The sequence below is a fragment of the Streptomyces sp. NPDC041135 genome, from assembly GCF_055592085.1.
This window is the reverse complement of record NZ_JBVIYZ010000041.1, coordinates 1-24,781: the sequence shown is the minus strand read 5'-3', so window position 1 is coordinate 24,781 and position 24,781 is coordinate 1. Positions and strand designations below refer to the sequence as shown.

General features: G+C 69.4%; 23 protein-coding genes and 1 pseudogene. 11 read left to right on the top strand and 13 right to left on the bottom strand.

Annotation, left to right across the window (positions count from 1 at the left end; translation table 11 throughout):
- Nucleotides 1–207 precede the first annotated feature (207 nt).
- Nucleotides 208–1,230, bottom strand: coding sequence for a methyltransferase domain-containing protein (locus ACZ6CZ_RS35855; protein ID WP_469029881.1), 1,023 nt, complete (start codon nt 1,228–1,230; stop codon nt 208–210).
- 875 nt (nt 1,231–2,105) lie between these two features.
- Between ACZ6CZ_RS35855 and ACZ6CZ_RS35850 the strand changes: the two genes are divergently transcribed.
- From ACZ6CZ_RS35850 to ACZ6CZ_RS35835, 4 genes are all read left to right on the top strand, one after another.
- A complete protein-coding gene (locus ACZ6CZ_RS35850; protein WP_469029879.1) occupies nt 2,106–2,726 on the top strand; it encodes a hypothetical protein in 621 nt (206 codons plus the stop codon).
- Nucleotides 2,727–2,982: 256 nt separating this feature from the next.
- Nucleotides 2,983–3,294, top strand: a complete 312-nt coding sequence (locus ACZ6CZ_RS35845) for a hypothetical protein (protein ID WP_469029876.1) — start codon at nt 2,983–2,985, stop codon at nt 3,292–3,294.
- Between the two features lie 301 nt (nt 3,295–3,595).
- Nucleotides 3,596–4,777, top strand: coding sequence for a hypothetical protein (locus tag ACZ6CZ_RS35840; protein WP_469029874.1), 1,182 nt, complete (start codon nt 3,596–3,598; stop codon nt 4,775–4,777).
- Nucleotides 4,778–4,868: 91 nt separating this feature from the next.
- Nucleotides 4,869–5,054, top strand: a complete 186-nt coding sequence (locus ACZ6CZ_RS35835) for a hypothetical protein (protein ID WP_469029872.1) — start codon at nt 4,869–4,871, stop codon at nt 5,052–5,054.
- Nucleotides 5,055–6,305: 1,251 nt separating this feature from the next.
- On the opposite strand, the gene ACZ6CZ_RS35830 is transcribed toward ACZ6CZ_RS35835, so the two are convergent.
- The 5 genes from ACZ6CZ_RS35830 to ACZ6CZ_RS35810 form a co-directional block, all read right to left on the bottom strand.
- Nucleotides 6,306–6,674 carry a hypothetical protein gene (locus ACZ6CZ_RS35830; protein WP_469029869.1) on the bottom strand — a complete coding sequence of 123 codons (369 nt, stop codon included), beginning with the start codon at nt 6,672–6,674 and terminating at the stop codon, nt 6,306–6,308.
- A 684-nt stretch (nt 6,675–7,358) separates the two neighbouring features.
- Nucleotides 7,359–7,691: a hypothetical protein gene (locus ACZ6CZ_RS35825; RefSeq protein WP_469029867.1), complete on the bottom strand. Its 333-nt coding sequence runs from the start codon at nt 7,689–7,691 to the stop codon at nt 7,359–7,361.
- Nucleotides 7,692–8,634: 943 nt separating this feature from the next.
- Nucleotides 8,635–9,207: a hypothetical protein gene (locus ACZ6CZ_RS35820; RefSeq protein WP_469029864.1), complete on the bottom strand. Its 573-nt coding sequence runs from the start codon at nt 9,205–9,207 to the stop codon at nt 8,635–8,637.
- A 194-nt stretch (nt 9,208–9,401) separates the two neighbouring features.
- Entirely contained in the window at nt 9,402–9,575 is a 174-nt protein-coding gene (locus ACZ6CZ_RS35815; protein ID WP_469029862.1) for a hypothetical protein, read from the bottom strand.
- A 423-nt stretch (nt 9,576–9,998) separates the two neighbouring features.
- Entirely contained in the window at nt 9,999–10,322 is a 324-nt protein-coding gene (locus tag ACZ6CZ_RS35810; protein ID WP_469029860.1) for a hypothetical protein, read from the bottom strand.
- 1,531 nt (nt 10,323–11,853) lie between these two features.
- On the opposite strand from ACZ6CZ_RS35810, the gene ACZ6CZ_RS35805 reads away from it, so the two are divergent.
- Both ACZ6CZ_RS35805 and ACZ6CZ_RS35800 read left to right on the top strand, forming a co-directional pair.
- Nucleotides 11,854–13,608, top strand: coding sequence for a PIN domain-containing protein (locus tag ACZ6CZ_RS35805; protein ID WP_469029858.1), 1,755 nt, complete (start codon nt 11,854–11,856; stop codon nt 13,606–13,608).
- Nucleotides 13,605–13,958, top strand: a complete 354-nt coding sequence (locus tag ACZ6CZ_RS35800; protein WP_469029856.1) for a hypothetical protein — start codon at nt 13,605–13,607, stop codon at nt 13,956–13,958. The genes ACZ6CZ_RS35805 and ACZ6CZ_RS35800 overlap by 4 nt, the downstream gene beginning before the upstream one ends.
- On the opposite strand, the gene ACZ6CZ_RS35795 is transcribed toward ACZ6CZ_RS35800, so the two are convergent.
- Nucleotides 13,924–14,430: a hypothetical protein gene (locus ACZ6CZ_RS35795; protein ID WP_469029855.1), complete on the bottom strand. Its 507-nt coding sequence runs from the start codon at nt 14,428–14,430 to the stop codon at nt 13,924–13,926. The two genes, ACZ6CZ_RS35800 and ACZ6CZ_RS35795, sit on opposite strands and share 35 nt — an antisense overlap.
- 86 nt (nt 14,431–14,516) lie before the next feature.
- On the opposite strand from ACZ6CZ_RS35795, the gene ACZ6CZ_RS35790 reads away from it, so the two are divergent.
- A complete protein-coding gene (locus ACZ6CZ_RS35790; protein ID WP_469029853.1) occupies nt 14,517–15,392 on the top strand; it encodes a hypothetical protein in 876 nt (291 codons plus the stop codon).
- A gap of 389 nt (nt 15,393–15,781) precedes the next feature.
- Here ACZ6CZ_RS35790 and ACZ6CZ_RS35785 read toward each other — a convergent pair whose 3' ends face one another.
- Complete coding sequence (locus ACZ6CZ_RS35785) at nt 15,782–16,924, bottom strand: methyltransferase domain-containing protein (protein WP_469029851.1); 1,143 nt, start codon at nt 16,922–16,924, stop codon at nt 15,782–15,784.
- 747 nt (nt 16,925–17,671) lie between these two features.
- Between ACZ6CZ_RS35785 and ACZ6CZ_RS35780 the strand changes: the two genes are divergently transcribed.
- From ACZ6CZ_RS35780 to ACZ6CZ_RS35770, 3 genes are all read left to right on the top strand, one after another.
- Nucleotides 17,672–18,238, top strand: coding sequence for a hypothetical protein (locus tag ACZ6CZ_RS35780; RefSeq protein WP_469029848.1), 567 nt, complete (start codon nt 17,672–17,674; stop codon nt 18,236–18,238).
- Between the two features lie 117 nt (nt 18,239–18,355).
- Complete coding sequence (locus ACZ6CZ_RS35775) at nt 18,356–18,742, top strand: nuclear transport factor 2 family protein (RefSeq protein WP_469029845.1); 387 nt, start codon at nt 18,356–18,358, stop codon at nt 18,740–18,742.
- A 426-nt stretch (nt 18,743–19,168) separates the two neighbouring features.
- Nucleotides 19,169–20,599 carry a phytoene desaturase family protein gene (locus tag ACZ6CZ_RS35770; protein ID WP_469029843.1) on the top strand — a complete coding sequence of 477 codons (1,431 nt, stop codon included), beginning with the start codon at nt 19,169–19,171 and terminating at the stop codon, nt 20,597–20,599.
- 2 nt (nt 20,600–20,601) lie between these two features.
- Here ACZ6CZ_RS35770 and ACZ6CZ_RS35765 read toward each other — a convergent pair whose 3' ends face one another.
- From ACZ6CZ_RS35765 to ACZ6CZ_RS35750, 4 genes are all read right to left on the bottom strand, one after another.
- Nucleotides 20,602–21,231, bottom strand: a complete 630-nt coding sequence (locus tag ACZ6CZ_RS35765; protein WP_469029840.1) for an SMI1/KNR4 family protein — start codon at nt 21,229–21,231, stop codon at nt 20,602–20,604.
- Nucleotides 21,232–21,633: 402 nt separating this feature from the next.
- Nucleotides 21,634–21,804, bottom strand: coding sequence for a DUF5670 family protein (locus ACZ6CZ_RS35760; RefSeq protein ID WP_011113206.1), 171 nt, complete (start codon nt 21,802–21,804; stop codon nt 21,634–21,636).
- A 400-nt stretch (nt 21,805–22,204) separates the two neighbouring features.
- A complete protein-coding gene (locus ACZ6CZ_RS35755) occupies nt 22,205–22,360 on the bottom strand; it encodes a hypothetical protein (RefSeq protein ID WP_469029838.1) in 156 nt (51 codons plus the stop codon).
- Nucleotides 22,361–22,675: 315 nt separating this feature from the next.
- The gene (locus tag ACZ6CZ_RS35750) at nt 22,676–23,170 is read right to left on the bottom strand and encodes a MarR family winged helix-turn-helix transcriptional regulator (RefSeq protein ID WP_469029835.1); all 495 of its coding nucleotides are present in this window, start codon (nt 23,168–23,170) and stop codon (nt 22,676–22,678) included.
- Nucleotides 23,171–23,435: 265 nt separating this feature from the next.
- Here ACZ6CZ_RS35750 and ACZ6CZ_RS35745 point away from each other — a divergent pair, with 265 nt between their 5' ends.
- Nucleotides 23,436–24,293, top strand: a complete 858-nt coding sequence (locus ACZ6CZ_RS35745; protein ID WP_469029833.1) for an alpha/beta fold hydrolase — start codon at nt 23,436–23,438, stop codon at nt 24,291–24,293.
- Nucleotides 24,294–24,509: 216 nt separating this feature from the next.
- Here ACZ6CZ_RS35745 and ACZ6CZ_RS35740 read toward each other — a convergent pair.
- Nucleotides 24,510–24,629: pseudogene (locus ACZ6CZ_RS35740) on the bottom strand (AraC family transcriptional regulator); the annotation flags it as partial.
- Nucleotides 24,630–24,781: the final 152 nt, after the last annotated feature.

Here is a 24,781-nt window from a genome sequence, read left to right as displayed (position 1 = left end):
CGCTACGAGAAACGGGCCTACACCTACCTCGGCACCGTCACCGTCGCAGCACTCATCATCTGGCTCCGCACATGATCCGAGAAACAGCGCCTAGGTGATCGACCAACGGGGACCCCTGTCAGCGTCGTTGGCCCACATGTACTGGGTCGCACCGCTGTCCGTTACGGTCATCCCGAAGTCGTACAGGGAGGGCCTGTCCAGAGCCAGCTACGTGTCCCAGGCCTCTTCCAGTTCGTCGGCCAGGCGGCGGGGGCCGCCTTGGGTGGCGACCGTGCGGCCGTCACCGAGGGCCGAGAGCACGGTCCAGGACCGCTCGGTGTCGTGGATCCAGGCGTTCAGGCCGTCCGCGTCCCGGGCGAGGGTCATTCGGAGGTATGGCAGAGCGACGCGCAGCGCGAACCGCAGATGGACGTCGTCCTGGAGAGGGGCGAGGTCACGGAGGAAGGCCCGCTCCCCGACCGGTTCACTGCGGGTCCTCACCTGGCTGAAGCCGGGCTCGGCGCCGAGGGTGCGGCGGTCGGGCATGAACTGGGCCAGGCCTTGCACCCATCCGGTCGCGGACCGGGCGTCGTCGGCAACGATCAGCGCGACGTGTCCGAGCCGGCCCCACGGGGTGACGATCCGCCCGCCCGGCTTCGTCTGCTCGACCCACGCCCACGGGATCCGTTCGACGGCGTAGGTGGCGATCACCCGGTCGTAGGGGGCCGTGGTTGCCCATCCCTGGTTTCCGTCGCCGACCCGCGCGTCCACCGTGGCGCCGGCTTCGGCCAGTGCCGTGCGCGCCGTCTCGGCCAGAGCGGGGTCCGCCTCGACACTGACGACCTGTCCGGGGCGGGCCCGCCAGTTCAACAGGGCGGCGTTCCATCCGTTGCCCGTGCCCAGCTCCAGCACGCGGTGGCCGGGTTCGAGCAGCAGTGAGTCCAGCATGTCGACCACCACGGCCTGGCTGGACAGGCTGGATGTCGGCAGTTGGTCCGTGAGCTGGGTGACGGTCGCCGTATCGGGCCCGGGATACACCTCGCTCGCCCAGCCGGCCGGATCACTGCTCTGGTCCACCGGCACGTAGGCGTGCCCGTCCCACCGCCACAGGCGCTGGGGGGCGAACAGGTGCCGGGGTAGTTCGTCAACGGCCTCGCGGATCCAGGCGGAGCGCTGCGGCCAGTCGCCCCGCTGATCCATGGCGGCGGCCACGGACCAGCGGAGGCTGTCGACGTCGGACGTGATCACCACCGTGCTGGCCTACTTCTTGTGCTTGCCGTCGCTGGGCGGAGGCGGGGGGACCTGACCGTCGCTGTTACCGGGCGGCGGGTTACCGGAGCTCGGATCGGCAGGTGGCTTCTCGTGCTTGCCCATCGTTTCCTCGCAGCGCAACTGACGGCAGGGCCATGATGGCGACCCCTGCCGCCGCTGTCGGCCGGAGACCAGAAATCACCGATGAGACGGCCGAAATCACCCCGAACCGCCGCTGCGAGCCCGCTCGGGCATCCGCCGGCCGCCCGAGCGGGGAGCGACTGGGCCGGGTGGAGGTGGTCGCGATATCTGCCTTGGCTCCCTGGCTGCCCAGGAGGTGCCGGATCTTGAGGGGGCACCGTGCTGTGCCGGCGGTGACGGCGGGCGTAGCGCAGCGCGGCGAGCATCTCGGGCGCGCTGTAGGGCGGAGAAGACCTTTCGGTCGGGCGCGTCCAGGCGCAGTTGCCGTACAGCACTCCCCTCAGCCGGGGAACTCGCTGACCTGCCCAGCGCGGTGGTCTGCCGAGCCCGGCCCAGATGGCGTCGTCCTCCTAGTGAGCCGCTATGACACCAGCGGCCTGGGCGTGCGGGACGGCGCTGGTGGACGGTCACTCACCATGGCGGTCGGAGGTATCGAGGTCAGGGGCGGGGGCCTGCCCGTGTCGTCTGGCGGGCCTGGGGCGGGTGCCGCTCCGCTGCTGATGGTTCCAGCGGGCGTGCCAACCAGGCGAGCCGGTGGCGGATTCCCTGAGGGAAGACCGACTGGATGGCGGTGACGAGCAGGCCGAGGGTGAAGCAGTAAAAGGCGTTCCGCAGTGTCGCATCAGATGGGGGAACTATCGCCCACCGCTTGCCTCAACCCGCACAATGCGGAGATGCATAGCTCCCTGATCACAGCGTCGGGCGCACTCTTAGCGGCGCTCGTCGGACTCTCCGGCGCACTCTGGGCCACCATCAGCAACCAGCGCAGACAACAGCAGGCCCAGCGCGACAACTGGACACACGAGCGCCGCAAGGACGCCTACCTGGCTTTCATCGACGCCGCACGAGGGTTCTTACACCTGACGGAGGAGTTGTTTCGCGCCGAAGATCGCGACTACGTGGCCCGTCAGATTACGGGCATCGATCTGGAGAACGAGGCACTGGAGGAGATAGCGACCTGGGCAGACACGCTCTGGTCCCCCTTCCCTGCCGAGCCCAGCAGCGACTGGCACGAGAAGGCTCCCGAACGCCTGCACACTTTGACGACGGCGTTTGATCGTGTCGACTTGGAGGGGCCGCCCGATATCGCAGAAGCGGCTCTCGGGATCATCGAGTCGGCGCACCGTCTGATCGCGGGTCCTCAACTCTTTGCCAAGGAAGCCGCACAGGAAGCCGCTGCGGGGGGCAGTGCCATCGAGAAGGACTTTCTCCGCAGTGAGGTCCACTCTTACAGGAGGCTTTGCGACCACTTCCGCAAGCAGGCAAAGAGGGCATTGGACATCCAGCCCACCTGAGGCTCATGCCCGAGCCGAGATGCCCGGTAGGTCATCGGCTCGGGCTACCTGCGCGACCGCCGTGCGGCGCGGTGCGGACGGCATAGAGGCCACAGGTAAGCCGCTTTGACCCCCGCCCCGCTCGCCGGGGCCGCGTCGGTGGCGGGCGAACCTGGCCGGTGCCAGCCGCCCTCGTCCCGGTGCGCAAGGCGCGTTTTCTGGCCAGTACTCGCAGGTAGCGGTACGAGAGGCTGGCTGGTGGGGGCATGATCGCGTGGTGTTACGCGACGACGTGGCCGCCTGCGTGCGGTGGGAGATCCTGATGCACGAGCAGTTCAGCGGCGTGTGGATCTGCAAGGACTTCGGCCGGGCGACCACCGGCGCTCACCCCGCCGAGCTGGGCCGGTCTGTCCTGGCCGCCTACCTGGCCGCCCGGGACAGTAGGGGCGAAACGTTCCGCGTCGTCGTCCGCACCGACCATAGCCGGGACGTCGTCATCACTGCCGACCAACTCGCCGCCCCCGGCTGGGAAGCCGACCCGGCCGTCCGCCAGGCACTGCCCGCCTACCTCCGCAACGCCCTCGCCTGACGTCGGGCGCTCGACGACCGGATCACCAGCCCTGTCCGCCCACAGACGCCGGCGCGCCCATGAGGTCGCTTCGGGCCTCTGGCGCTGGGACGGCTCCTGTCTCCAAGGGCGTTGAGCACTGGGGACTCGCCGCGCTATTCTCGTCGCGGCGACCGTGATCGCCCGACTCCCGTCTACGGGCCCCCACGTGGCCCGCGGCCTGGTGGACAAGGTTCTGCGAATCTCACGGGTGAACACCTTCTGCCTGCACGTGATGCGTACCAGGCGTGGGACGTGGGGCTGCGCCGAAGACGAGACCATCATGACGCGTAATCGTGCACGCAAGCAGGCCGTCCGGGCTGCGGCGGGCGAGGGCGGATACGCCCGTACGGCCCGACTGCACGCGGAAGGCTCCCGGGCCATCCTCACCGCCGATGTGCAGCGCAGCGCGGTTCAGGCGTTCCACCAGGCCGGCTGGCCGACGGAGAACGATGGCTTCCCCGAAGGGGGGCAGTGGTCCTCGTACGCCGGGCCGGTGTGGTCCCTGCTCTCCCGCCCCGGCACGACGGATATGGACGCTCACCCCGACGACGCCGAACGCCATGACCTGACGATTACTCCCGAGTTCACCTTCATCGCCCCGCCCATCAGCCTCAATACCGGCGAAGCGATGGTCCTTGAGGTGCCGGGCGACACACCTGCGCCGGAGCTGGTGAGCCAGGTGTCGGCCGCGGTGGCCCGCGCGCGGGAGAGCGAGATCGCGAAGCTGGTCAACGACGCGCAGTGCGCGATCTGCGGTGACAGTTACCCGGCGCGGTACCTGCTGGCGCCCACCGCGGCGCAGGTGCTGACCGTGTGCCCCTCCTGCGTCTTCGACGGTGACCTGTTCGGCGGGTACGACCCTGTGCGTCTGGCCTACGACATCGACCACCTGTGGTCCGAGGAACTGGCCATGCCCGCGGGGTGGGCGGCGGTGGCCGCGCTCCTGGCCTGCGCGGGCGGCACGGCCTTCGTCGAGCGTCTCAACGATGCCGGTGTCCTGGCGGTCCCGGGCTCGCACTGGTCGGATCTGAGCCAGTTGTGGATCTGGCTGCCCCCGCACTCGCGTCCGGCTGCCCTGGACGGCCTGGGTGCCGGGGCCGGCCTGACGAGGGTGGTCGAGGCCGTCGAAGCGGCCCACCCGGACCTGCGGGAGCACTTCCGCGCCCAGCTGGCCGAAGAGTTGGAGCAGGAGTCCGGCGAGGACGGCCGGGACTACCTCGTTGAGCAGCTGTGGCCCGCGGTGATCGCCTACGCGGTCGCCCTGGCGACCCAGGAGCAGGAACGCCCGGGACATCGCCCGTCCTGGCACGTGCTGTCCGACTCCTTCGAGCCGGGCACGCTGGCCGGCCACTTCCGCCAGCTCGGCAGCAGTCTTGACGCCCACGATCTAGGGGTCTGCTTCACCCTGGAAGTGGGTCTCCAGGTCGTCGCCGAGGCACTGGGCTGGAACATCCACTACTGACCGATGTCGCGCCGCCCGCAGTCCCGATGCGGCGCTTCTCCGGACACCTGAGCGTGGGGGTGACATGACGTTGCGCCCGTAGGGTGCGGGCATGACCGACCCCGCCCCGCTCACCGGCCGCCAGGCCAACCGGCTCATCACCGCTCTCCGGCACGGCCGGGACCTGGACGGTGCGGCCACGGAACTCGGCATCAATCTGCGCGCTGTGCGGGCCGGGATCCCGACGTCCTCGAGGAACGAGGCCACACCCTCCAGGCCGACTACCTTCGCCTCTTAGCCCTCAGCCTCTCCCCAGGCTGGGCGGAGCAGATCCCCGGTATCAGCGGTGCGGGGGCATGGCGGGGAGACGATCCGAACGTTCGCAGCCGCAGGGAGACGGCGCCGAGCCGACCGGCCCAGGGGCGGACAAGGAAACACCCTCTGCGGCCCGGTAAGCATTGAACGGGCAGTAAGCGGCGGGCTCGGGCGCTCCTGGTTGGCGAGGAGCAGGCCGTGCACGCTGTACTCCCACTCGGGTACGGCGTCGCGAGCAGCGGGGCGTAGCGTTCGTGCACGTCCGGCTGGCGCGCAGAGGGAGGACGGCCCAACGTCGGTTTCAACATGGCGTTGTGGCACCACCTTCCCTGATGTCCGTGGAGGGTGGGGGCACCGCCATGACAGCTACCGCTTGATCTCGCCCGTGCTGGACGGAGATCCCCCGAGGCGCCATCCGGACGACCGCCGCGCACGGAACGTCTCACCCGATTCGATGAGGGCCTTGCCGCCGTCGAAGCCGTGCCCCGTGACGCACCGATAATGGCCCAAGCGCCCTTCCTCTGTGGGTGCCACGGGATCGCGGGGCCCGATCGGCTTCTCGCACCGCGGGCACGTCTGCAACCGGACCGGCTGGCTCTGGAACGGCGAAGCGGTGGCTTGCTTCGGCCGAGGCGGCGGAACCGCCGCCGGGGCGACACGGGTCACCTCGACGGGACCAGGCCCGCGCTGTGAACGACGAGCGTTCTTCTGCGCCTGCGCCTTGCCCTTCAACTCGCCCGCAACCGCGCGGTACGCCTCGACACGGGCCTGGTGGCCGCCGCGGAGAGTGCACGCCGTACCGGGTGAAGCCTGACACGCGGGGCACGACACCCGCAGGATCTGCGCAAGGGTGGGCATCTGCAACTTCGGCCGCGACGGCTTCTTGGACGACTTGTCCGGGCGGTCACGCCGAGACACGATCGGCTGGCGCGGCGCGGGCGGCTGGTTGCTCGCGCCGCCCGCGCCCGCAGCCTTCGCCTTCTGCAAGCACGCCTCGTGGCAGACCTTCCCAGACCGGGACTTCGTCTGCGCGGCTGTACCGATGGGCTTCTTGCAGATGGCACAGAGGGACATGGAGCCCGCAGGCCGGGGAGACTGTCGCCTTGTCACGGTCGGCAGCCTAGCGGCGCCTCGGTCTTATCACGTACAGCGCCCGTAGTCGTCACGCGGTGACGGCTGCTGAACGCGAAGCCTGCCGATGCCGTGCGCCAGCACGCACAGGAGATGGGCGGTGTCAGCCGCCGTCGCGGGCGATGTGCCGCCCGACGGTCATCCAGACCGGCTCGGCCGCCTCCTCGGGCACGGCGCCTGTGAGGCCGTCGAGGTGCTGGACGGCCTCACGGGTGATGTAGCGGTCAGGGTCGGGGGACTGCAGGTAGCGGCGCAGCAGGTCGGCGTCGAGGTCCTGGCGCTGGAGGTAGGCGGCGAGGGTGCCGACGAGGAGGTGGTTGTGGGCGAGGGCGTCGGTCAGGGCGTACAGGACCAGGCGCTGCCACTGCTTCATGCTGTCGCCGTGCAGGGTCTGCAGGTGCTGGGCGCGGGCGAGGTAGGCGTTGATGCGGCGGCAGTGGTGGGTGACCAGGGCCAGCAGTTCCGGTGGCACCTCGTCGCCCGCCGGGCGGGGGGTGGGATCGACGGTGCAGGGGGTGGGCGCGGGCGGCAGGGTCGCGGATCTGCTGCAGGCCCTCGTCCTGCTGCGGGCCGTGGGGGATCTCGCTGCGCCGCTGCGGCCGCTTGCGCGGGTGGGTGGAGGTCATGGCCGTGCCGTCCTTCCGGCCGGTCCCACGATCCGGCGCCTGCTGGATGGCGTGACCACCACGGGGCGAGGCGCTGTGAGCGACGCGGCGCGTCTGGGGCCTACCTGTCCGCGTCAGTCGTGGGCTGACGCGGCACTCGGCCGGGCACCGTCACAGCGCGGGTAAGGGGCGGCACCAGCCGGTACAACGACGGGCGTCCCTCCGGGGTCACGGCGCGGCGGCCGGCCTGCCGGGTCCCGGATGTACAGCGGTGTGCGACAGCCCCGGCCCCGGGCTGGGTGTGCCGTGCGGTGCGGGCAGGCGCATGACCTGGTTTGTTCCGGTGTTTGACCACCCCGGTCGCCGTTCCCGCCATCGCCGACCTGCGACCTCTGCGACAGTCCAAGAACATCACTCTTACCGCCGCAGCTGGCCACTTCGGAGTGGCCGGCCGCTGTCTCCGCTCTCGAACGCGGGATCCGCCGAGACGATGACCTCGCTCACGACGCTTACCGGGACTGGCTCCGAGCCGCCTGATCCCCCACCCGGGTTCATAGATCGCCTGGCACGGCAGACCACGGATGACCGTCAGGGGAAGCCCCCGGCGGCCGTCCCGCGCGAACGAAGTCGCCGTACTCATCCTGGACGACGTTCTCGTTGACCCACCGACCGCGCTCGGCTCCAGAGCGCTGTTCGGCAGCGATCAGCGCGGTCAACGGGTCCTCAGCCATGCCCAGAAGCTGACCGAACTCGCCGCCCTCGTCATCGGGGTCCAACGGCGGAAACTCGCCCAGGTCCAGGAAGCCTTCGCTGCCGGCGTCCTCGACCGTATGGAGATAGACCTCATAAGACGTCTTCGTCGGGCGAACCTCTACATAGCGCACACCCGGACGCTCTGACGAGCCGCACGGCCCAAGAAACTGCTCGACCGGACGGCCCCGCCGCAAGGACCCAAGGATGAACGACTCTGCCAAGTACCGCACCCGACCACCCTACGGCGCACCAACCGCCTCCATGCCTTGACGATCAATAGGAGCATCAACCCCGGTCCGCCGAGGGGAAGGTGCATGCCCGGCCCGCCGCCGGTCGTGGGCTGCTGCGAGGCGGCCAAGACGAAAGTGCCAGTGTCTTGATCGCGGCAGACCGGCAGGCGTGGTGTCCTGGCCAGGTAGTCCGCGTGTTGCCCTCACCGGGTACACGGTGCGGGACCGGGACGGCCCATCCCGGCCCCGCACGGTGGGATTCGCGGCCGGCTCCGCCCGGACGGCTGTGTCAGCAGGCAGGAGCAGACAGCGCCATGCCGGGTTTGCTGCAAGCGTGCGAAAGTCAGATCGGCGCCGGGGCCGGCGATCCCGGTCTCCCCCACCGTGGGTGCCGGGGCAGTACCCACGCCGACGGCGCCTGTCTCTTCGCTCACCCAGGCCAGCGCGTACGCGTCCGCTCCTCGCTCACTCAGCCAGGTGCGGATCGTCGGAGGCGGGGGTGGGTTCTTCGCTCATGGGGGACCTTCTGCTCGGCGTCGGGGGCGCCGCGCGGCCCGGGGACGGCGGCTGGCGGCGGCATGCCCGTGCACGGCGGGTGCGGCGGCTGACCTTCCGGGCCTGGCCCGTAAGGCGGGAATAGCCAGATGGGCATCGGGCGGAACGTCCCGCCCGGCGGAACGCGTCTCGTCGGTCCCTCATGCCAGCCCGGGCCCCGGGTCGAGGGTGCGCGACGCGGCAAGGTGCGGCAGGGGGAACGTCCGGGGCAGATCCACTGAGCGTGCTCTTCGCGTCCCTGCACGTCGCCTGGCTCTGCCGTGCCACTGGTTGTCCGGGTGGGCAGCGCTCAGCGTCCGCTGCTCGTGCCCCGGCGGTGAGGCCGCTGGGAGGCGCGGGCAGGCCTGCGTCGAGGCGCGGCCGCGGCTTCCGCCGGGCCGGCTGCAGCTGAAGAGAAGCCGCCTGGAACGCCCGTCCGGGCGGCCGGCACTGGCGTGGGAGGCTGTTCGCTGCCGCGCGTGGGTCTGGCCGCGCGGGCGACGACGGTGGTGTGCGCGAGCAGCGGGGCGCAGGCCGCGCAGACTTCTTCGATGTTCCAGACGCGGCCCACGGTGGGGTCGTGACGCAGGACCAGCACCACGGTCCCGGCGCAGTGCGTCCGGGTGTCCGGGTGTGCCTCGCACCGCTGGGAGCCGCAGTGGCACCAGGCGTTGGGGCGGGGGCTGGCGGCCTTCGCGTGGGCGGCGGCGTGCTGGGCGGCGAACCTGCGCAGGGCCACCAGGTCCTTGGACCTCGCAGGCATCTTGCAGGCCGTGTTGCTGCAGGAGACGGTGGCGGAGCGGTCGGCGTAGCCGGTGAGGCGGACCGTCCAGGCCCGCCCCGGGACGCGCTCGATAGGGGTTACAGGGTGCGCGGTCGTCACGCAGGGCCGTCCGTTCGTAGTAATGGGGTTGGCTTGTAGGTGTAGTACGTGCCAGCCGGTTGCCGGTGGAGCATCCAGCTGCCGTTCGTCGACAGCATCGGCCCGGAGGCTGGGTCTGGGATTACCTGGTGTGTCCCAGCGTGCTGCGGCGGTCGACTTGGCCATCTGGGCGTGGCCGTCTGCAGGGCTTGGGCTCAGTCCAGGAGGGCGAAGTTCAGGTCGACGAGGATGTCCGCGAGGTCGATCTCTTCGTCGGAGCAGAATGTCCGCAGGTCCTCCCACATCTCGTCCAGGCCTTCGAGCGCTCCGGACATGAGGGAGAGTTGCCCGCGCTCCTCGTCCCATTCGTCGGCGTGGAGATAGACCATCTGTGCTGACTCCAGCTCGCGGCAGACACTTCGCAGTGTCTCCCGGTCGGTGGAAAAGCGGCGCAGCGCCAGCTCGAAGTCGGCTGATTTCTCGGGCGCAGGTCCTCGACGTCGTTGCCGTCCCAGGCTTCGTGACGGGCGCTTCCGGGTTCCGCGCCGATGATGTGGGCGACCTTTCCGACCCAGGCGCCCTCGTCGGTGACCAGTCGTGTTGTGCAGTTCGGATCGCCCCAGGCGCATACGTTCCCGGAGAACGCCCACAGCTTGCGGGCGACGCTGGGCAGCGGGTCTTTGCGGTTTTTCTTCGATCCGTCCGCGCCTACGCCCACTTCTGGCCCCCTGGTGAAGTCGTGTCCCCTCGCGCAGCGTAGCTGACCTCTTTGCCCGGGACTGGGCGGCTGATGACCGTAGGCGGTCCGCGCGTTATCGGCGCGGTGGCCCCCGTCCGGGCTGCCCGGTGTCCAGGTCCTGCTCCTGGCGCAGTGGCGAGGTGGGAGGCAGGAGGGCGGCTCGTTCGGCCACGGCACGGGCCCTCATCTGTTCCAGGCGGCATTGGACGCGTGCGATGGCGTCGGTGAGGTGGTCCCACTCCTCACCGTCCAGGCCCGCCGAGCGGGGTCCCAGGATGTCGGGGCCCGCCCGGTGATGGCGGCGCCGGTAGTCGCTGACGGCGGTCAGCAGCTTGGTGTAGGTGCGCTGCTCGTCCTCGTCCTCGCCGTCGGCTCCGGGAGCGGTGATCTCCTCCATCCAGGGCTCCGGCAGGCGTTCGCCGGCGAGAACGGCGGCCAAGGCGCGCCGCGCTGCGCGGGCGTCGAGCGCGCCGTAGGTAAGGGGTGCGACGGCGAAGGGGTCGCGCAGGGCCGGGTGGTCGGGCAGGGGCCCGGCGGGCGGGGCGCATCGAGGTGGCTGAGGGCGGCGGCGATCACGACGGAGGCGGGTGCGTCGGGCGGCGGGAGGGTCAGCGGGCGACGCCGGCCGGTCAGGGCCCGGACGCGGGCGTCCAGGTCGTCCCACGGCGCGGCATCGTGCGGGGTGTCGGGGCGCGGGCCCAGTCCGGGCACGGAGGTGATGGCGTGGCGGGTGCGCCACAGTTCCACCAGGGCGGCCGTGGTGGCCCAGGCGTGGCGGCGCCTGGGTGCGGTGGCAAGCGGGGGTGGCCCAGGGGGCGGCCCAGGCGGGCGGGTTGGTAGCGAGGGTGTGGCCGCGGTCGGCCAGGGAGCGGGCCAGGATGCGGTGGCGTTTGGCGAGGTGCGTGGTCCAGTGCGCGGGGGTGTCCGGGTGGAGCAGAGCATGCCGGTCGGCGTCGCCGGTGTGGATGCCGGTATGGACGGTGGCGATGCCGCCTTCCACCTCGATCAGACCGTTGTGCCGGCGGGGCAGGTCGGGACCGGCGGGACCGTCCTCGTCGCTGATCCTGCATCTCCGTCCGCTTGTCCGCGGCGCTGTTGCAGCGCGCTGTGCACGGCCGTACTCCTGCCCGGCTGGCTGATGCTCAGGAGGCCCTGGCGGTGTCGGTCCGGGCCAGGAACAGCCGTCGCGCCTGGTACGGGGACAGCACTGAGGCGGCCGTTCTGGCCGTGCAGGCGGCCGTGTTGTGTGGAGACTTGGCGATGGCGTGGCGCCTGACCCAGCCATCGCCGGAGGGTGACGCCCTGCCCCGCGAGGCGGCCGACGACAGGCTGCACGAGCAGACCGCTCTCGTTGCTGCTCTCTCCGGCCGGGAGCAGAAAGCGGAGGAACTGCTGGAGGGAATGACCGATGCGTTCGCCAAGGCGCACATCACGGCGCTGATCGCAGAGGTACGCCGGGGCGGTGATACGGAGAACACTCAGGTGAGGGGGCTGTGGCTGCGGGTGTGGGAGGCCGCGCGATCTGAGCAGGAGCAGCTGGGCGCAGCCATGGGTCTGGCCGAGGCGGGTGCTGACCTCCCGGACCTGAAGCACCTCGCTGCCTCTTTTCCTGAAGCGGTCGCGGAGATCGAGTTGCTGGCTCGGGCTCTCAGGGGCAGTTCCGGCGGCGACGGACTGGCCGTGCTGCGTGCCAACGTCACCCGGAGCCCACTGATCGTTCTCAAGCTGGCTCAGCGCTACCACCGCGGTGGTGAGATTCAGCTGGCGGCCCAGACACTGCGGAACGGTGCCGATCACTGGCGTGATGTCCGTCTGATGGCTATGGCCGCAGGACTCTTCCGCCAGTCCGGGGCATACGCGTCCGGCCGCGAATGCGCAGAAGCCGCACTGCGGATGGCAGGGGCCGACTGGGCGGGGCGAGCGGACGCATGTATGCCCTGCTCGTCGAGGTCGAGTCGGCCGACGGGCGCATGGACAAGGCGACGAACGCCGCGTTGCAGCTCCTCGCTCTCGACCCGCTGGATAGTGATGCCCGGTGGGCGCTGGTCCGGTGCTACGCGGCTCGTGCCATGCCCGAGCAGGCCTGGCAGACCCTGACCGAGCAAGGCACGCCCCTGGAGCCCCGCAGCCGGGACGAGGCCCTGTTGTGGATCGGTCTGGGCGCTGCTTTCTCCGAGGATGCGCACTTCACCGGCCGCGCCCTGTCCTTGATGCAGCGCTGGCCGAACGATGAGGAGCTCCTTGGCCTGCTCTTGGGCGCGCTGCACTCGCGGGCAGCGAAACCGGCGAGCCTGCTGCCACAGCAGGACGCAGACCAGCTTCGGGCTGCTACCGAAAGCTATCTAGAGCGTTTCCCCGCCAGCATGGTCTTCCGTGCAGTCTCGGTAGGACCGCCGGGCAATCCCTTGGAAAATCTCACCGGAGAACTGCGGAGCGCGCATGAACACACCAAGGAGGTTCGCGAAAAGGTCGCAGGTGGCGAACTACCCGTTGGGCTGCTGTCGCTGGCCGCAGGGCGGACCTACGCCGAAATCTGCATACGTCGCACCGCCGGACGGCCGGTCGTGTACGCCGCTGACATCCCCGTCCACCCGGCAGAGACGGAAGCGGTACAGGCAGCGCTCAGCGGGCGGGTGGTCCTGGACACCAGTGCCGCCGCCACACTCGCCCAGCTGGAACCGGGGGTGTCCGAACAACTCGTCGGTCACCTGCAGGAAGTCACAACGACCGACCAGCTGTGGGCTGACGCACTGCGCGCCAGGGAGTCCATCACTCTTCGGTCCGACATGACCCTGGCGTGGGACGAACACAGCACCGAGGCCACTGTGCTGCTCTCCACACCCGAAGAGCTGGCAGCGCTCCGGTCCACCGCAGCGCGCCTGGTGGAGATCATGCAGTCCACCCCTCGGGTGTCACGGCCTGAGCTGCGCAGCCTGCCGCGGCTGACCAGGGCGCGCGACACGGCATGGCTGACAGCTGTCGACTACGCCAAGGAGCACTCCCTCGTTCTGTGGTGCGACGACCGGGTCCTGCGCACTGTGGCACGGACCCAGGGCGTGGCCGCATTCGGGACTTTGACCCTGCTGGATGCCTGTGTGAGCGGCGGCATGCTGACGTCCGAGGAGAACCTCGTCGTCCAGGCCGAGCTGCTGCGGAACTACTTCGTGGACATTCCGTTCTCCGCCGAGCTCTACCGCGTCGCGGCGCATGCAGATGGCTGGCAAGCCAAGGCGGTAGCCGTCGCCATCTCGCGGCCCACCGCCTGGTCCGATGCGCAGGCGGCATCGGATTTCGTTCTCGATGCCGCTTCCCGGGTCATCAATTCCCTGCCGCACGAGGCCGCGGACTGGCTCAGCGCCGCCTACGCGGGGCTTCACCGCGCCACCACGCTCCCCTCACACCGGCGGCGTAACCTCCAGGTCCTCATCTGGCAGATCCTCACCCAGCCGTGGGTCACGGCGTCTTCACTTCCGTTCGTTCTTACGGGCCTGCGCACGGGTATGGAAGCCGTCGCCGACAGCGACGCGTCGCTGCGGGCCGCGCTCGCTCAGTACTACCGAGCCCTCGTGGACCAGCTGGAGCACATCACGGCAGCCAGTGTGCTGATGAGTCTTTTTGCCCTCACCGACGAGAAGGACAAGGCTGCTGCCGCCCGCACTGTGTTGACTCACCGTGACCGGTGACGCCAGCAGCGAAACAACTGGCGTGCATCACGATGCGGTCGGCGGCCACCGCGCAAGGCCCGGACCAGGCAGCCGACGTCACATCGGGGCGCGGCCTGACCTCGCTCCCGCCGGCGTTCTTCCGCAGTAACGCGGGCGGCCCGTCGGCTCAACGGCCGGACTTCCCAGGTAAGAACGTGTCCGAGTCCGAGACCGCCGAGCCCACGAAGGCTGTGTCGGTGAAGGCCATGGATGATCAATTGATCGACGAGCTGGTGGGTCGCGCTCAGGCCGAGGGCCTGCAGCTGACCGGCAATGGTTCGCTGAGGGGTGAGCTCACGCGCCTACACGCTGCTGGTGCGTCGATCTGAGGCCCGGCTGGGTGGAGGCTCCGAAGACCTCGTCGAAGTGGTGTGCTTGGCGGCTGCTGACGAGGTGGTAGGCCCCGCTCCTGTGGCGCAGTGCGTGAACGGTGTAGTGGAGGACTTCGGCAGGGGTGAGGACGCGCATGTCCCCGAGTACGTAGAAGAGGGGGGTTGGCGCGTGGCTGGCGGTGAAGAGCAGGCCGGCGTGGATGGTGCGGGTGCTGAGGGCGTACCGGCCGGTGTCGGTGCTGGGCATGCGGTCTTTGGCGTCGATGGTGACGAGCTCGGTGCCACGGGCTGCGATGAGGTCGGGGAACTGGCGCAGGGTTGACTGGGTGGTGCGCAGGGCGTTTTGGATGGTGGGCGAGTAGGTACCTTGGCCGCATCGTTGGACAGTCCAGCCTCGTTCCTGAAGGGCTCGTGCGACGTGCAGTTCGTGGTGTTCCCCTATTGCCTTGCGTTCCGTCCAGGTCGCCATTGGTCCCCTCCAGGTCGTCCAAGCGGATGTGCGTGATACGAAGAAGCACCTTTACGTGCTACGACGATAGTGGATAGGGTGTCCCGATGGCGGCATACGTTGACCCACGGTTTCGTCCTACGCTTTGGCCTGGAGTCCCGGTCCCCGCGCCGGAACTGACGCCCTTTGATGAGGCCTGGGCTGAGGACGGATGGATCCTCTGGCTTCCTCAGCAGCTCGGCACCGAGCGGACGGTTCCTCTGCCGGAGGACTTCTACCTGCGCGAATTCATGGAGCTCAACGCGAGCGATCTCGATGCCATCGCTGCGATGATGCGCGCGTACGGTGGGCTGGGCGGCAGTCTCACCACCGGCAGCTGGGACACTGACGTCTACGAGCGCCTGAAGGACCTCGCTGAGCGGGAGCACCCGAGCGGACTACCGTGGTCACTCCACGGCGAGTTGGCCACCCTCTTCGTCTCCGAAGCACAGGCAGCGATCGCCACCTGGCTCGCTCTGCAGTCTGAGGATGGACTCGATGCCCTCGTCGAGCCTGAGGTCACAGAGGAGCAGCTCGCACAGACGCGCGCTGACAACGCCCACACGGAAGAACTCTGGCCGCGTGATCTGGACCAGCTGCGAGAGCTGGTCCTCGACCTGAGACTCGCGAGTCTGAGGAGCGAGCTGAATGCCGCGCTGAAGCCGTTCAGCATTGGTATCGGCGGCCTGAACGATCGATACCCCACCATCCTGTCTGTGGTGTTCCTGCAGCTGTACAACCACATGGCGGAGAACGCCACGATCCGTGAGTGCGCGAACGAGACGTGCCAGCGGGCCTTCGTCCGTCAGCGGGGCCGTGCCGAGTACGGCCAGAACCGCACCAGCGGCGTCAAGTACTGCACCCGCGAGTGTGCCCGCGCCCAGGCCCAACGCGAGCTGCGCCGGCGCCGCAAGCAGCAGAGCCGCATTCGGCAGGACAGCTGATGCCGTCGTTGCCCAGGCCGGTCCTCCGGCCGCACGTATCCCGCGATCCCGCACATGAAGGGGAAGCCTAGAGGTCAGTGCCCTCCTTCCACCGTCCTGGATCCAGGAGTCGACACTCACCGGCAGCCACGCGGACTGCGCCCGAGGCCTTCACGACTACCTGAATGCCGGAGCACGGGACCGACATCGAAGAGATCGACCCACTCATCGGCCTCTTCGAACAACCGCAACAACAGCCGCTCACCATGTAAAACACTCCCGGAAATCCGGCGCAGGATGCGCGCACTGCGGCGGACGGGAGCAGTGCACCAGCTGTTGGGTTCTCCACCTCACACACGGACAGGATCACGCCGAGCGGCCGTCCCCATCGACAGGGGCGGACGGGTGCTTCAGGTGACCGGCCAGCGGAGCCCTCTGTGGAAATCGTTGACCCACATGTACTGGGCGGTACCGCTGTCCGTGACGGTCATCCCGAAGTCGTACAGGTCAGGCGCACCCTGCTCCAGCCACGCTTTCCAGGCTGCCTCCAGCTCGTCGGCCAGTCTGCGGGGGCCGCCCTGGAGGGCGATCGTCCGGCCGCTGCCGACGGCCGAGAGCACGGCCCAGGACTGCCGGGCATCGTGGATCCAGGCGTTGAGCCCGTCAGCGTCCTCCGCAAGGTCGATCCTGAGATCGGGCAGAGCGACGCGCAGCGCGAACCGCAGGTGCGCGTTGTCCCGGAGCGGGGCGAGGTCGCGGACGAAAGGCTGCTCCCGGTCCGGCTCGCTGCCGGCGCGTACCTGGGTGAAGCCGGGTTCGGCGTGCAGGGTGCGGCGGTCGGGCATGAACTGTGCCAGTCCCTGTACCCATCCGGTGGCGGAGCGGCCGTCGTCGGCGACGGTCAGCGCCACGTGTCCCAGGCGGCCCCACGGGGTGACGATCCGTCCGCCCGGTTTCACCTGCTCAACCCAGGCCCACGGGATCCGCTCGACGGCGTAAGTCGCGATGACCCGGTCGTAGGGGGCCTTGAGCGCCCAACCCTGGGTGCCGTCACCGACCTGCACGTCCACTTTGACGCCCGCTGCGGCCAGTGCCCGGCGTGCTGTCTCGGCGAGATCGGGGTCCGTCTCCACGCTGACGGTGAGGCCCGGGCCGGCTCGCCAGTCCAGCAGGGCGGCGTTCCAGCCGTTGCCCGTGCCCAGCTCCAGCACTCGGTGGCCGGGCTCGAGCAGGAGTGAGTCCAGCATGTCGACCACCACGGCCTGGCAGGACAGGCTCGATGTCGGCAGTCCGTCGGTGACCTGGGTGACGGTCGTCGCGTCCGGCCCGGCATACACCTCGTTCGCCCAGCCGGCCGGATCGTGCCCGTGGTCGACCGGTATATAGGCGTGCCCGTCCCATCGCCAGACGCGTTGCGGGGCGAACCGGTGCCGGGGCAGGGCGTCGACGGCGTCGCGGATCCAGGCGGAGCGTTCGGGCCAGTCGCCCCGCTGGTCCATGGCAGCGGCCAGGGACCGCTGCGGTCCGTCCAGGTCGGATACGGTGCCCACCATCACGGGCCTACTTCTTGTGCTTGCCGTCACTGGGCGGAGGAGGGGGCACCTGTCCGTCGCTGTTGCCAGGCGGTGGATTACCAGTACTCGGGTCCGCCGGCGGTTTGTCGTGCTTGCCCCTCGTGTTCACTCCTCCACGGAAAGGAACGGCACCGCCATGATCCCGCCTCCTGCGATGGTCGCCGGCCGGAATGCCGGAAAGCGCCTATAAAACGGCCGAGAGCAGGCGGCTGTGCGGTCGCTGCGTGGCCGGCACGGCGGCGGAACGTACGTAATTAGTGCGCGTGGCGTACACCCTCGGCGACCGTATGGCGAGTGGGGAGGGCGAGCGGTCGGAAACCTGGCTGCCGTACGGCGAGCAGAATGCACCCCGTCCACCTCAGCCCACGCCTTCGCCACCCTCGCGGCCAGCAGCGCGCCCTGGAGCTGTCCGCGTTGACCAGCGCCATGACGCGCACCCGCGGCGAAGCATTCGATCACGACTGAGCCTGGGGAGCGCGGTATAGGCGGTCAGAACAGATGGCCACCGGAACGCACGGCCGGTCATGAGTTGGACCGCACCCGGTGATCACGCGCCCCGGGCGTCCTGGACGCCGAGGCCGTCTTCGCGCCGCACGGCCGACAATCGCTCACCTTGATGGGCGATCTTGAAAGGAATAGCTTGAAACTTGATGGTCGGCCGAGCGCACACCGGCGTCCCGGCGTCACCCGTCCGTAGCTTGAGGACACTTGAAAGGGAACTCCGACATGCTCTGGCCCGCACTCCGGGTGCTCTCCCACGGAGAGCTCTCCCCCGACCGGCTACAAGGGCTGATCGGCGCACTCCGGCTCAAAGAGACTCCCCGCACCGATGGCCCCGGCGCGGCGAAGAGCGTCGCGCACCGCTCCTTCACCGATGACACGGGCACCCGCCTTGTTCTGGACCTCGCCCGCCTCGGCGAGTCCGGCTGGGTGCTCGCCCTGTTCTTCGACGGGGAGCCACCCTCCGCCGACACCGTCGAGGGCCACCGGGTGCTGCTCCGTGACGCCGTCGAACGGCTGGGCCTCACCCTCGTCGAGATCACCCCCGCCGCCACCGCCGACGAGGTCCACGTCGTGCCCGCGCCGCCCGCCTCCGCCGAGTCGGGCATCGGCGTCTCGTGGAACCTTCCCTATGAGGACCTCGACCAGCTGTGGCCCCACCTCGGCCTGCGCACGGACGCCCCCCGCGAGGTTAAGAAGGTCAAGCTGCACGAGATGATGCACACCCCGGCCTGGTCCACCGCCCCCGAGTCCCTGCGCCACCAGGCCGAAGCCTTCCTCCGGGACGGCTGACCCTGCACGCCGTTACTCACCACGACGTCCCGGCCCCCATTGCCGCCGCCGGCTGAGCGCAGGCCCGCACCCGCAATGGGTTGCGACAGAAACCGTGAGTCCGGTGAAGATACGTCCATGGACGGTGCAACAGACGATGTGAACCAGGCGATCGCGGGCGAGTTGCAGCTCATGGATCCGCGTGTCCGAGCCTCGCGGGAACGCGCCGCGCAGCTTCTCGACCCGGAGTTCGTGGAGGTCGGCGGGTCGGGGCGGCGATGGACGTATGAGGAGATGCTCGCCGAACTGGCTGACCACGCGGGCAGTTCGGCAGATGGTCCTCGCTACGAGCCCTCGGAGATCTCCGGAGTGCTGCTCGCGCCGGGTCTGGTGCACCTAACCTTCGAGACCATGCTCGGCGAACGCAGGACCAGGCACAGTTCAATCTGGCGCAAGAGGGATCAAACCGCAGACTGGCGGATGTATTACCACCACGCCACACGCGTGCCGCCCGCAGTGGACTGAAACCACCGGCACCTCGCCGACGAAAGCGACACCTTGCCCACGACCGCCCCGCCGGAACACCAATCGGCGGGGCGTCGTCGTCCCCCTTCGTGTGACGCTGCCGTAGCCGCCGCGCCACTGAGCACCCGGTGCGCACCTCAGGCGCACATCTAACGTACTGATCGCCTCCAGAAGACATGCCTTCGGCGCGTAGGTGGTTCCACCGCCGCATGGCGCTGACGAGGCCGCCCAGCGGGTCGCAGAACTACTCGCAAAGGAACCCCGCCTGACGTGAGGCGGCAACCGGCTCTGTGGGAGGCCGGCGGGACTTCGGGAGCGAGCTGCCCTTCCGCACGGCGACCGCGTCGGGCGGTCGGCGCCGCAACCCAACTGAGATACTGTGCCGCGGTGTTGGTCGGCGAAGGGGAGGGAACGGGGTGGCGGCTGGTGGCTGATGCGGTCGTCGTGGGCGCGGGTCCAAATGGTCTGGCCGCAGCGGTGACGCTGGCCCTGGAGGGGGTGCGGGTCACGGTGCTCGAGGCCAACGACGAGATCGGCGGCGGGTGCCGCAGCGGCGAGGTGACGGTGCCCGGACTCCTGCACGACCACTGCGCGGCCGTCCATCCCATGGGTGCGGCCTCGCCGTTCTTGCGGTCCCTGGACCTCGAACGCCACGGCCTGCGATGGGCCTGGTCCGAGGTTGACCTCGCTCACCCGCTGGATGACGCCCCGGCCGCCGTACTGGAACGGGACGTCGCACGCACCGCCGCCCGGCTCGGCCCGGACGCAGCCAGCTGGTACCGGATGTTCGCCCCGGCCGCCCGGTCGTTCGAGGGCCTCACCGAGGACATCCTCGCGCCGGCCCTCCGGCTGCCCGCCCACCCGGTGTCCTACGCCCGCTTCGGGCTGGCCGCGGCCCTCCCGGCCATGGTCCTGGCCCGGCGCCGGCGCACCGCGGGTGCCCGTGCCCTGTTCGCCGGGGCCGCTGCGCACACCATCTCGCGGCTGGACCTCCCCTTCAGTAGCGCGATCGGCCTGGCGCACGTCCTGGCCGGGCACCGCTTTGGCTGGCCCGTCGCCCGGGGTGGCTCACGCAGCATCGTCGAGGCCACGGCGTCGCTGCTGAGCGAACTCGGTGGCACCGTCGTGACCGGGGTGCGCGTCACGTCGGCGGCCGATCTTCCGCCCGCCTGCGTCACTCTGCTGGACCTGGCGCCCCTGGCCGCCGCGCGCCTGCTGGGCGACCGCATGCCGGCCCCGGTGCGGCGGGCGTACGAGCGCTGGCGACACGGTCCCGCCGCGTTCAAGGTGGACCTGGCGGTCGAGGGCGGCGTCCCCTGGAGCGACCCGGTGTGCGGGCGGGCGGGCACCGTGCATCTGGGCGGCACCCTGGAGGAGATCCGGGACGCGGAATCGCAGATCGTGCACGGCCGCATGCCGTCCCGGCCGTTCGTCCTGGTCGGCCAGCAGTACCTGGCCGATCCGGGACGCTCCCGCGACGGTGTGCACCCCGTGTACGCGTACGCCCATGTGCCGCACGGATACGACGGGGACGGCACGGCGGCCGTGCTCGCGCAGATCGAGCGCTTCGCACCTGGATTCCGGGAGCGGGTGGTGGGACTGTCCGCGTTCGGCCCCAGGCGGCTGTCGGAGAAGAACGCCAACCACGTGGGCGGGGACATCCGCACCGGCGCGAACACACCCGCCCAACTGCTCCTGCGCCCCCGTCCGGCACGCGACCCGTACCGCACCGGAGTGCCCGGGGTGTTCCTGTGCTCGGCGGCCACTCCCCCGGGCGCCGGCGTGCACGGCATGTGCGGCCACCACGCGGCCAAAGCCGCGCTGCGCCACCTGCGAGGCGGCCGACGGCACGGATGACATCACCCACGACGGTGCGGACGACCACGTCGATGGCCTTCCGGTGCGTCCGTGAGGCGTGCAGTGTGGCTGCGAACGGTCGTTGTGCCGGCCGATGTCATCAGAACCTGCGCAAGCCCGCGCCCCACGGAGCGGAACCCTTCATGGCCTCGACCCGGCCATCTGCGCTCAACACCCTGGAACGCCGTCATGCCGCAGTCGAAACGCGTCCAGGTGTCGTCGCCGTGACTGAAGAGCACGACCGGCCAGTCCTCGGGTCTGCCGCGGGCGAGCCAGCAGTACAGGTCGGCACTGCCATCCGCTCCCCAGGTCACCAGATCCTCGGCTGCTGCATTCATACCGGTGGGTTCGGTATCCACCCAGATGGCTCGTGCGTCCGCGGTGATGAACCCCATGCCCCCCTTCGGGGCGCCCGGCTCGTCACACGTCTCAGGAGTCACGGTGGAAGGAACCAGCACACCGAGATCCAGGCCCGACAGGCACTTACCGTAGTAAGCGAGGAACCTCTTGAAGTCCGAAGGGAACACCAACCCCCAGGCCTCTTGCACAGTATCCCAGTCGACCATCACCCCCGCTCCGACCGGCGGCGGAATGAAGCGGATCAGACCGGTGAGGGCATCTCGGTCAATCATGTCACTGCTCCGTCCACCTCAACGAGCACGCATTGAACCAGAGGCTCGCACCTGAGGCGCCCCGCATCGAGACCCGGCGACCGACACCTTAACCTGACGAATGAGCCGGCCTTGTGGTGCTTGGACAGGGGCTCGCCTGCCAGGCCAGGAGAGCCACCCCTTGCTCGCGAGGCCGAGGTGCGCAGCGGCCCCGCAGGCAGGAGGTGCAGGGTTCCACTGCTGGGCCTGCGGGGCCGCTGCGCCACTCACCTACCCTGCCCTGCGTCCGATACGCCCGATCTCTCCCCACCGCTCCCCCAGGACGCCGTGTTACGTGAGTGGGGCCCGGCCGTATTCGGCCGGGCCCCACTCACCTATCACGTGTGGCGCATTCCTCGCGCCGGGTGTGCTGATGCTGGTCGTCTACCAGCGGTACCAGCGACCCTTGCGGCCGCCGCTGTCCGCCGTGCGCACGACGAAGCCCAGCAGCCACACGACCAGCACGATCACCGCGATCCACCACAGCGCCTTCAGCGCGAAACCCGCACCGAACAGGATCAGAGCCAGCAGAAGAACCAGAAGCAGGGGAACCATTGTCATCAACCTCCTGGCCACCAGATGCCCTTACCTCACTCCGACAAGCCCACGAAACGGGAGTTACTTCCACCCGTCGCAGGGCATACGCACCGACCCACGCGCCGCGCACGACCTGACCGACCCGATCCCCGCCCACCGCACTGCCGCCAGTCACCAGCGGAGAGTGGGCCAATCCGTGCCCGGGCGCCCCGACACAGCCACCACCAATCCCCACCAGGGGCCCCTGAAGTCGGGACGGACGAGGCCCTGAAAATCACCCGCCCGGGTGCCACTCCAGACCGGGCCGGACTGTCGTGGTGGAGGCCGACCACAGGAAAAGGCAGACGCTCACCGCTCGCCTCCCTGCGCCCGGCACCCGCGCCCACACCCGCCTGAGCCTCCGGGCGCACGTCCAGCGCTACGCCGGTGCTCCCCCGCCCACCGCGTCCCAGCCGTCCGGAGAGGCGGCCAGGGCGCGGCGTTGCTCCTCCTCGCGGGCGATCTGCCGGGCGAGGACGTCTCGGTCGATGTACGGACGGCTGGGGGCGTTCTCGCGGTGAAGTCCTTCACTCACGCGACTGGTTCATCCGCCCATCCGGCATCGCCGCCGGCACCCGGGCACTATCACCACTACTCGTGATCAACGTTCTTGCCCGCGGCCTCGCCGCGATCTCCCTCGCCCTCTGCGCCGTCACCGCCACCGCACCGGCCCCTACCACGGCGTCCCAACCGAACGTCCCGGCCGCAACCCCAGGAGCCAGCACAGAGCACCTGCCGGTGAAGGCCTCGGAGATCGCCCACAAGCCGGTCGACAGTACTGCGAGAACGCGGACCTGCCCAAAAGTGCCGGGTCGGTCTGACCGTGCGCTACCAGCGGCGGACGCTGGTGTCAGCAGTCGGCGTCGGTCACGGTGGTGTCGGCCTGCGCGGTGCGGGCGACGCGGGCGAGCAGGGTGCGCAGCTGAAGGTTGTCGTGTTCGTCGAGGTCTACGAGCAGCTTCGCTTCGGCTGTGGCGATCTTCTGTCGTACCTCGTTCAGGCGGGTGCGTCCGGTGTCGGTGAGCAGGACCTGTCGGGCGCGGCGGTCGCGGGGGTCGGGTTTGCGAGTAACCAGGTCGTGGGCTTCGAGGTCGTCGAGAAGGTAGGTCATCACGGTCCGGTCGAGGCTCACGGCTTTGGCGAGGGCCAGCTGGGAGGGCGGTTCGCCGCCGGAGAGGGCGACTAGGACGAGGTAGGCGCGTGCGCCGCCGGGGAGGTCGGCGACGGATGCGGTGGCGACTCGGCGGAACGCCGAGGAGACCATGCGTATCGCCCAGCCCAGGTCCGTGTCCAGCGCCAGCTCGGCGGCCTCACCAGCGGGTTGGTTGGACGTTGATGCACTCATTCGCACAGCTTAGCATGTACGCTTTCGAGCAGATGTTCTTGCTAGCAGACTATCTTTCATGCATAGTTTGTATGGTCAGCGATCGCTGACCATCCGGAACACCTATCGCATGAGCAGCAGCGAGTTCTGCAGGGCCGCACGGCGCTGGTGACTGGAGCCACTTCGGGGATCGGCAAGGCCATCGCCCGGATCTCAGCCCGCCAGGGTGCGACCGCCCACGAAAGAGCAATCCGCAGAACATCCCAGCGATGAAAGGAAATGTGCCGTGAGCACAGCTGACTGGCTTCCCGACGGCTTCACCATCAAGCGCATCGCCACCAACGACACGCACCTTTCGGTCGCGGTCGGAGGCAGCGGCCCCGTCCTAGTCCTCCTCCACGGCTGGCCCCAGACCTCCCGCGCTTGGGCCCGGGTCATGCCGGTGCTCGCCCGCACCCATACGGTCGTCGCCCCTGACCTGCGCGGCACCGGAGACAGCGACCGCCCCGCAGAGGGCTACGCCAAGACCAACCAGGCCGACGACATGCGGGGCGTCCTTGACGCCCTGAACCTGGCGGGTCCCGTCGCGGTGGCCGGCCACGACATCGGCTCGATGATCGCCCTGGCCTGGGCCGCCTCCCACCCCGAAGACATCTCCCATCTGGTCCTCATCGACGCCCCGCTGCCCGGCTTCGGCCTGGAAGAAGCGATGAATGTGGCGGAGGGCGGCATGTGGCATTTCGGCTTCTTCATGACCCCTCACATACCGGAGATGCTTTTCGACGGCCACGAACTGGAGTTCTTCACCGCCACGTTCACCGCCATGTCCAACCCCGGCACCTTCAGCGAAGCCGACCTGGCCACCTACGCCCAGGCATACACCGGCCGGGAGCGACTGCGCGGAGGCTTCGCCCATTACCGCACCCTCCTCGACGACGGACGCGACAACCGCGCCCTGCTCGCGCAGCGCAAGCTGCCCATGCCCGTCCTGGCCGTCGGCAGCACGCGCTCCGGCACCAACACTGCCGAGGCCCTCGCCCTCCACGCGGATGATGTGCGAGGTGCCGTCGCAACCACCGGACATTTCGTCGCCGAAGAAGACCCCGACTGGTTCATTACCACCCTGACCGGCTTCCTCGCCTGACGCCGGGTCTGTCAAAGGAACGGGTCTTCCAAGATTCTCGTAGGCGTTGATCGGTTGCGCGGTTTCGGCTCGGCCAGGCGGCTCGTTGGGGCAGGGTGGGGGCGTGTGATGTCGAGTTGACGGATCTACTGCCGCACCTGTCGTCGGTGTCGGCCGAGACGGTGGAAGCGGGCGAGAGCCTGGTCAGGATCACGGTGCGGACCCCGCGAGCTGAACTCACCGAACGACGGGCTCCTGGTGTTCTGACAGGCGAGTGAAGGATCGCCGGTAAGCAGTCGGGGTCAGCCCGACCCGCCGGACCAAGTGCTGGCGCAACGAGTCCGCGCTGCCCAGCCCCCTAACGTCGTGCTGCAACGGGCAGGTCCACAGACTGCCCGACTCGCCGGAAGCTTAAGACCGTGTCCTACGTGGTGAGGCGTCGTTGACGTCGGTATGGGGCGGGATACGTGGAGTTGGATTGTTCCGGACGGGCTGTGGGAGATCGCGAA

Coding starts and splice junctions, on each gene's coding strand:
- ACZ6CZ_RS35805 (WP_469029858.1), top strand. CDS start 11,854: ATGTATGCCCTGCTCGTCGAGGTCGAGTCGGCCGACGGGCGCATGGAC.
- ACZ6CZ_RS35835 (WP_469029872.1), top strand. CDS start 4,869: ATGACCGACCCCGCCCCGCTCACCGGCCGCCAGGCCAACCGGCTCATC.
- ACZ6CZ_RS35850 (WP_469029879.1), top strand. CDS start 2,106: ATGCATAGCTCCCTGATCACAGCGTCGGGCGCACTCTTAGCGGCGCTC.
- ACZ6CZ_RS35795 (WP_469029855.1), bottom strand. CDS start 14,430: ATGGCGACCTGGACGGAACGCAAGGCAATAGGGGAACACCACGAACTG.
- ACZ6CZ_RS35810 (WP_469029860.1), bottom strand. CDS start 10,322: ATGGAGGAGATCACCGCTCCCGGAGCCGACGGCGAGGACGAGGACGAG.
- ACZ6CZ_RS35765 (WP_469029840.1), bottom strand. CDS start 21,231: ATGATTGACCGAGATGCCCTCACCGGTCTGATCCGCTTCATTCCGCCG.
- ACZ6CZ_RS35840 (WP_469029874.1), top strand. CDS start 3,596: ATGACGCGTAATCGTGCACGCAAGCAGGCCGTCCGGGCTGCGGCGGGC.
- ACZ6CZ_RS35780 (WP_469029848.1), top strand. CDS start 17,672: ATGCTCTGGCCCGCACTCCGGGTGCTCTCCCACGGAGAGCTCTCCCCC.
- ACZ6CZ_RS35785 (WP_469029851.1), bottom strand. CDS start 16,924: ATGGTGGGCACCGTATCCGACCTGGACGGACCGCAGCGGTCCCTGGCC.
- ACZ6CZ_RS35760 (WP_011113206.1), bottom strand. CDS start 21,804: ATGGTTCCCCTGCTTCTGGTTCTTCTGCTGGCTCTGATCCTGTTCGGT.
- ACZ6CZ_RS35815 (WP_469029862.1), bottom strand. CDS start 9,575: ATGGTCTATCTCCACGCCGACGAATGGGACGAGGAGCGCGGGCAACTC.
- ACZ6CZ_RS35790 (WP_469029853.1), top strand. CDS start 14,517: ATGGCGGCATACGTTGACCCACGGTTTCGTCCTACGCTTTGGCCTGGA.
- ACZ6CZ_RS35750 (WP_469029835.1), bottom strand. CDS start 23,170: ATGAGTGCATCAACGTCCAACCAACCCGCTGGTGAGGCCGCCGAGCTG.
- ACZ6CZ_RS35775 (WP_469029845.1), top strand. CDS start 18,356: ATGGACGGTGCAACAGACGATGTGAACCAGGCGATCGCGGGCGAGTTG.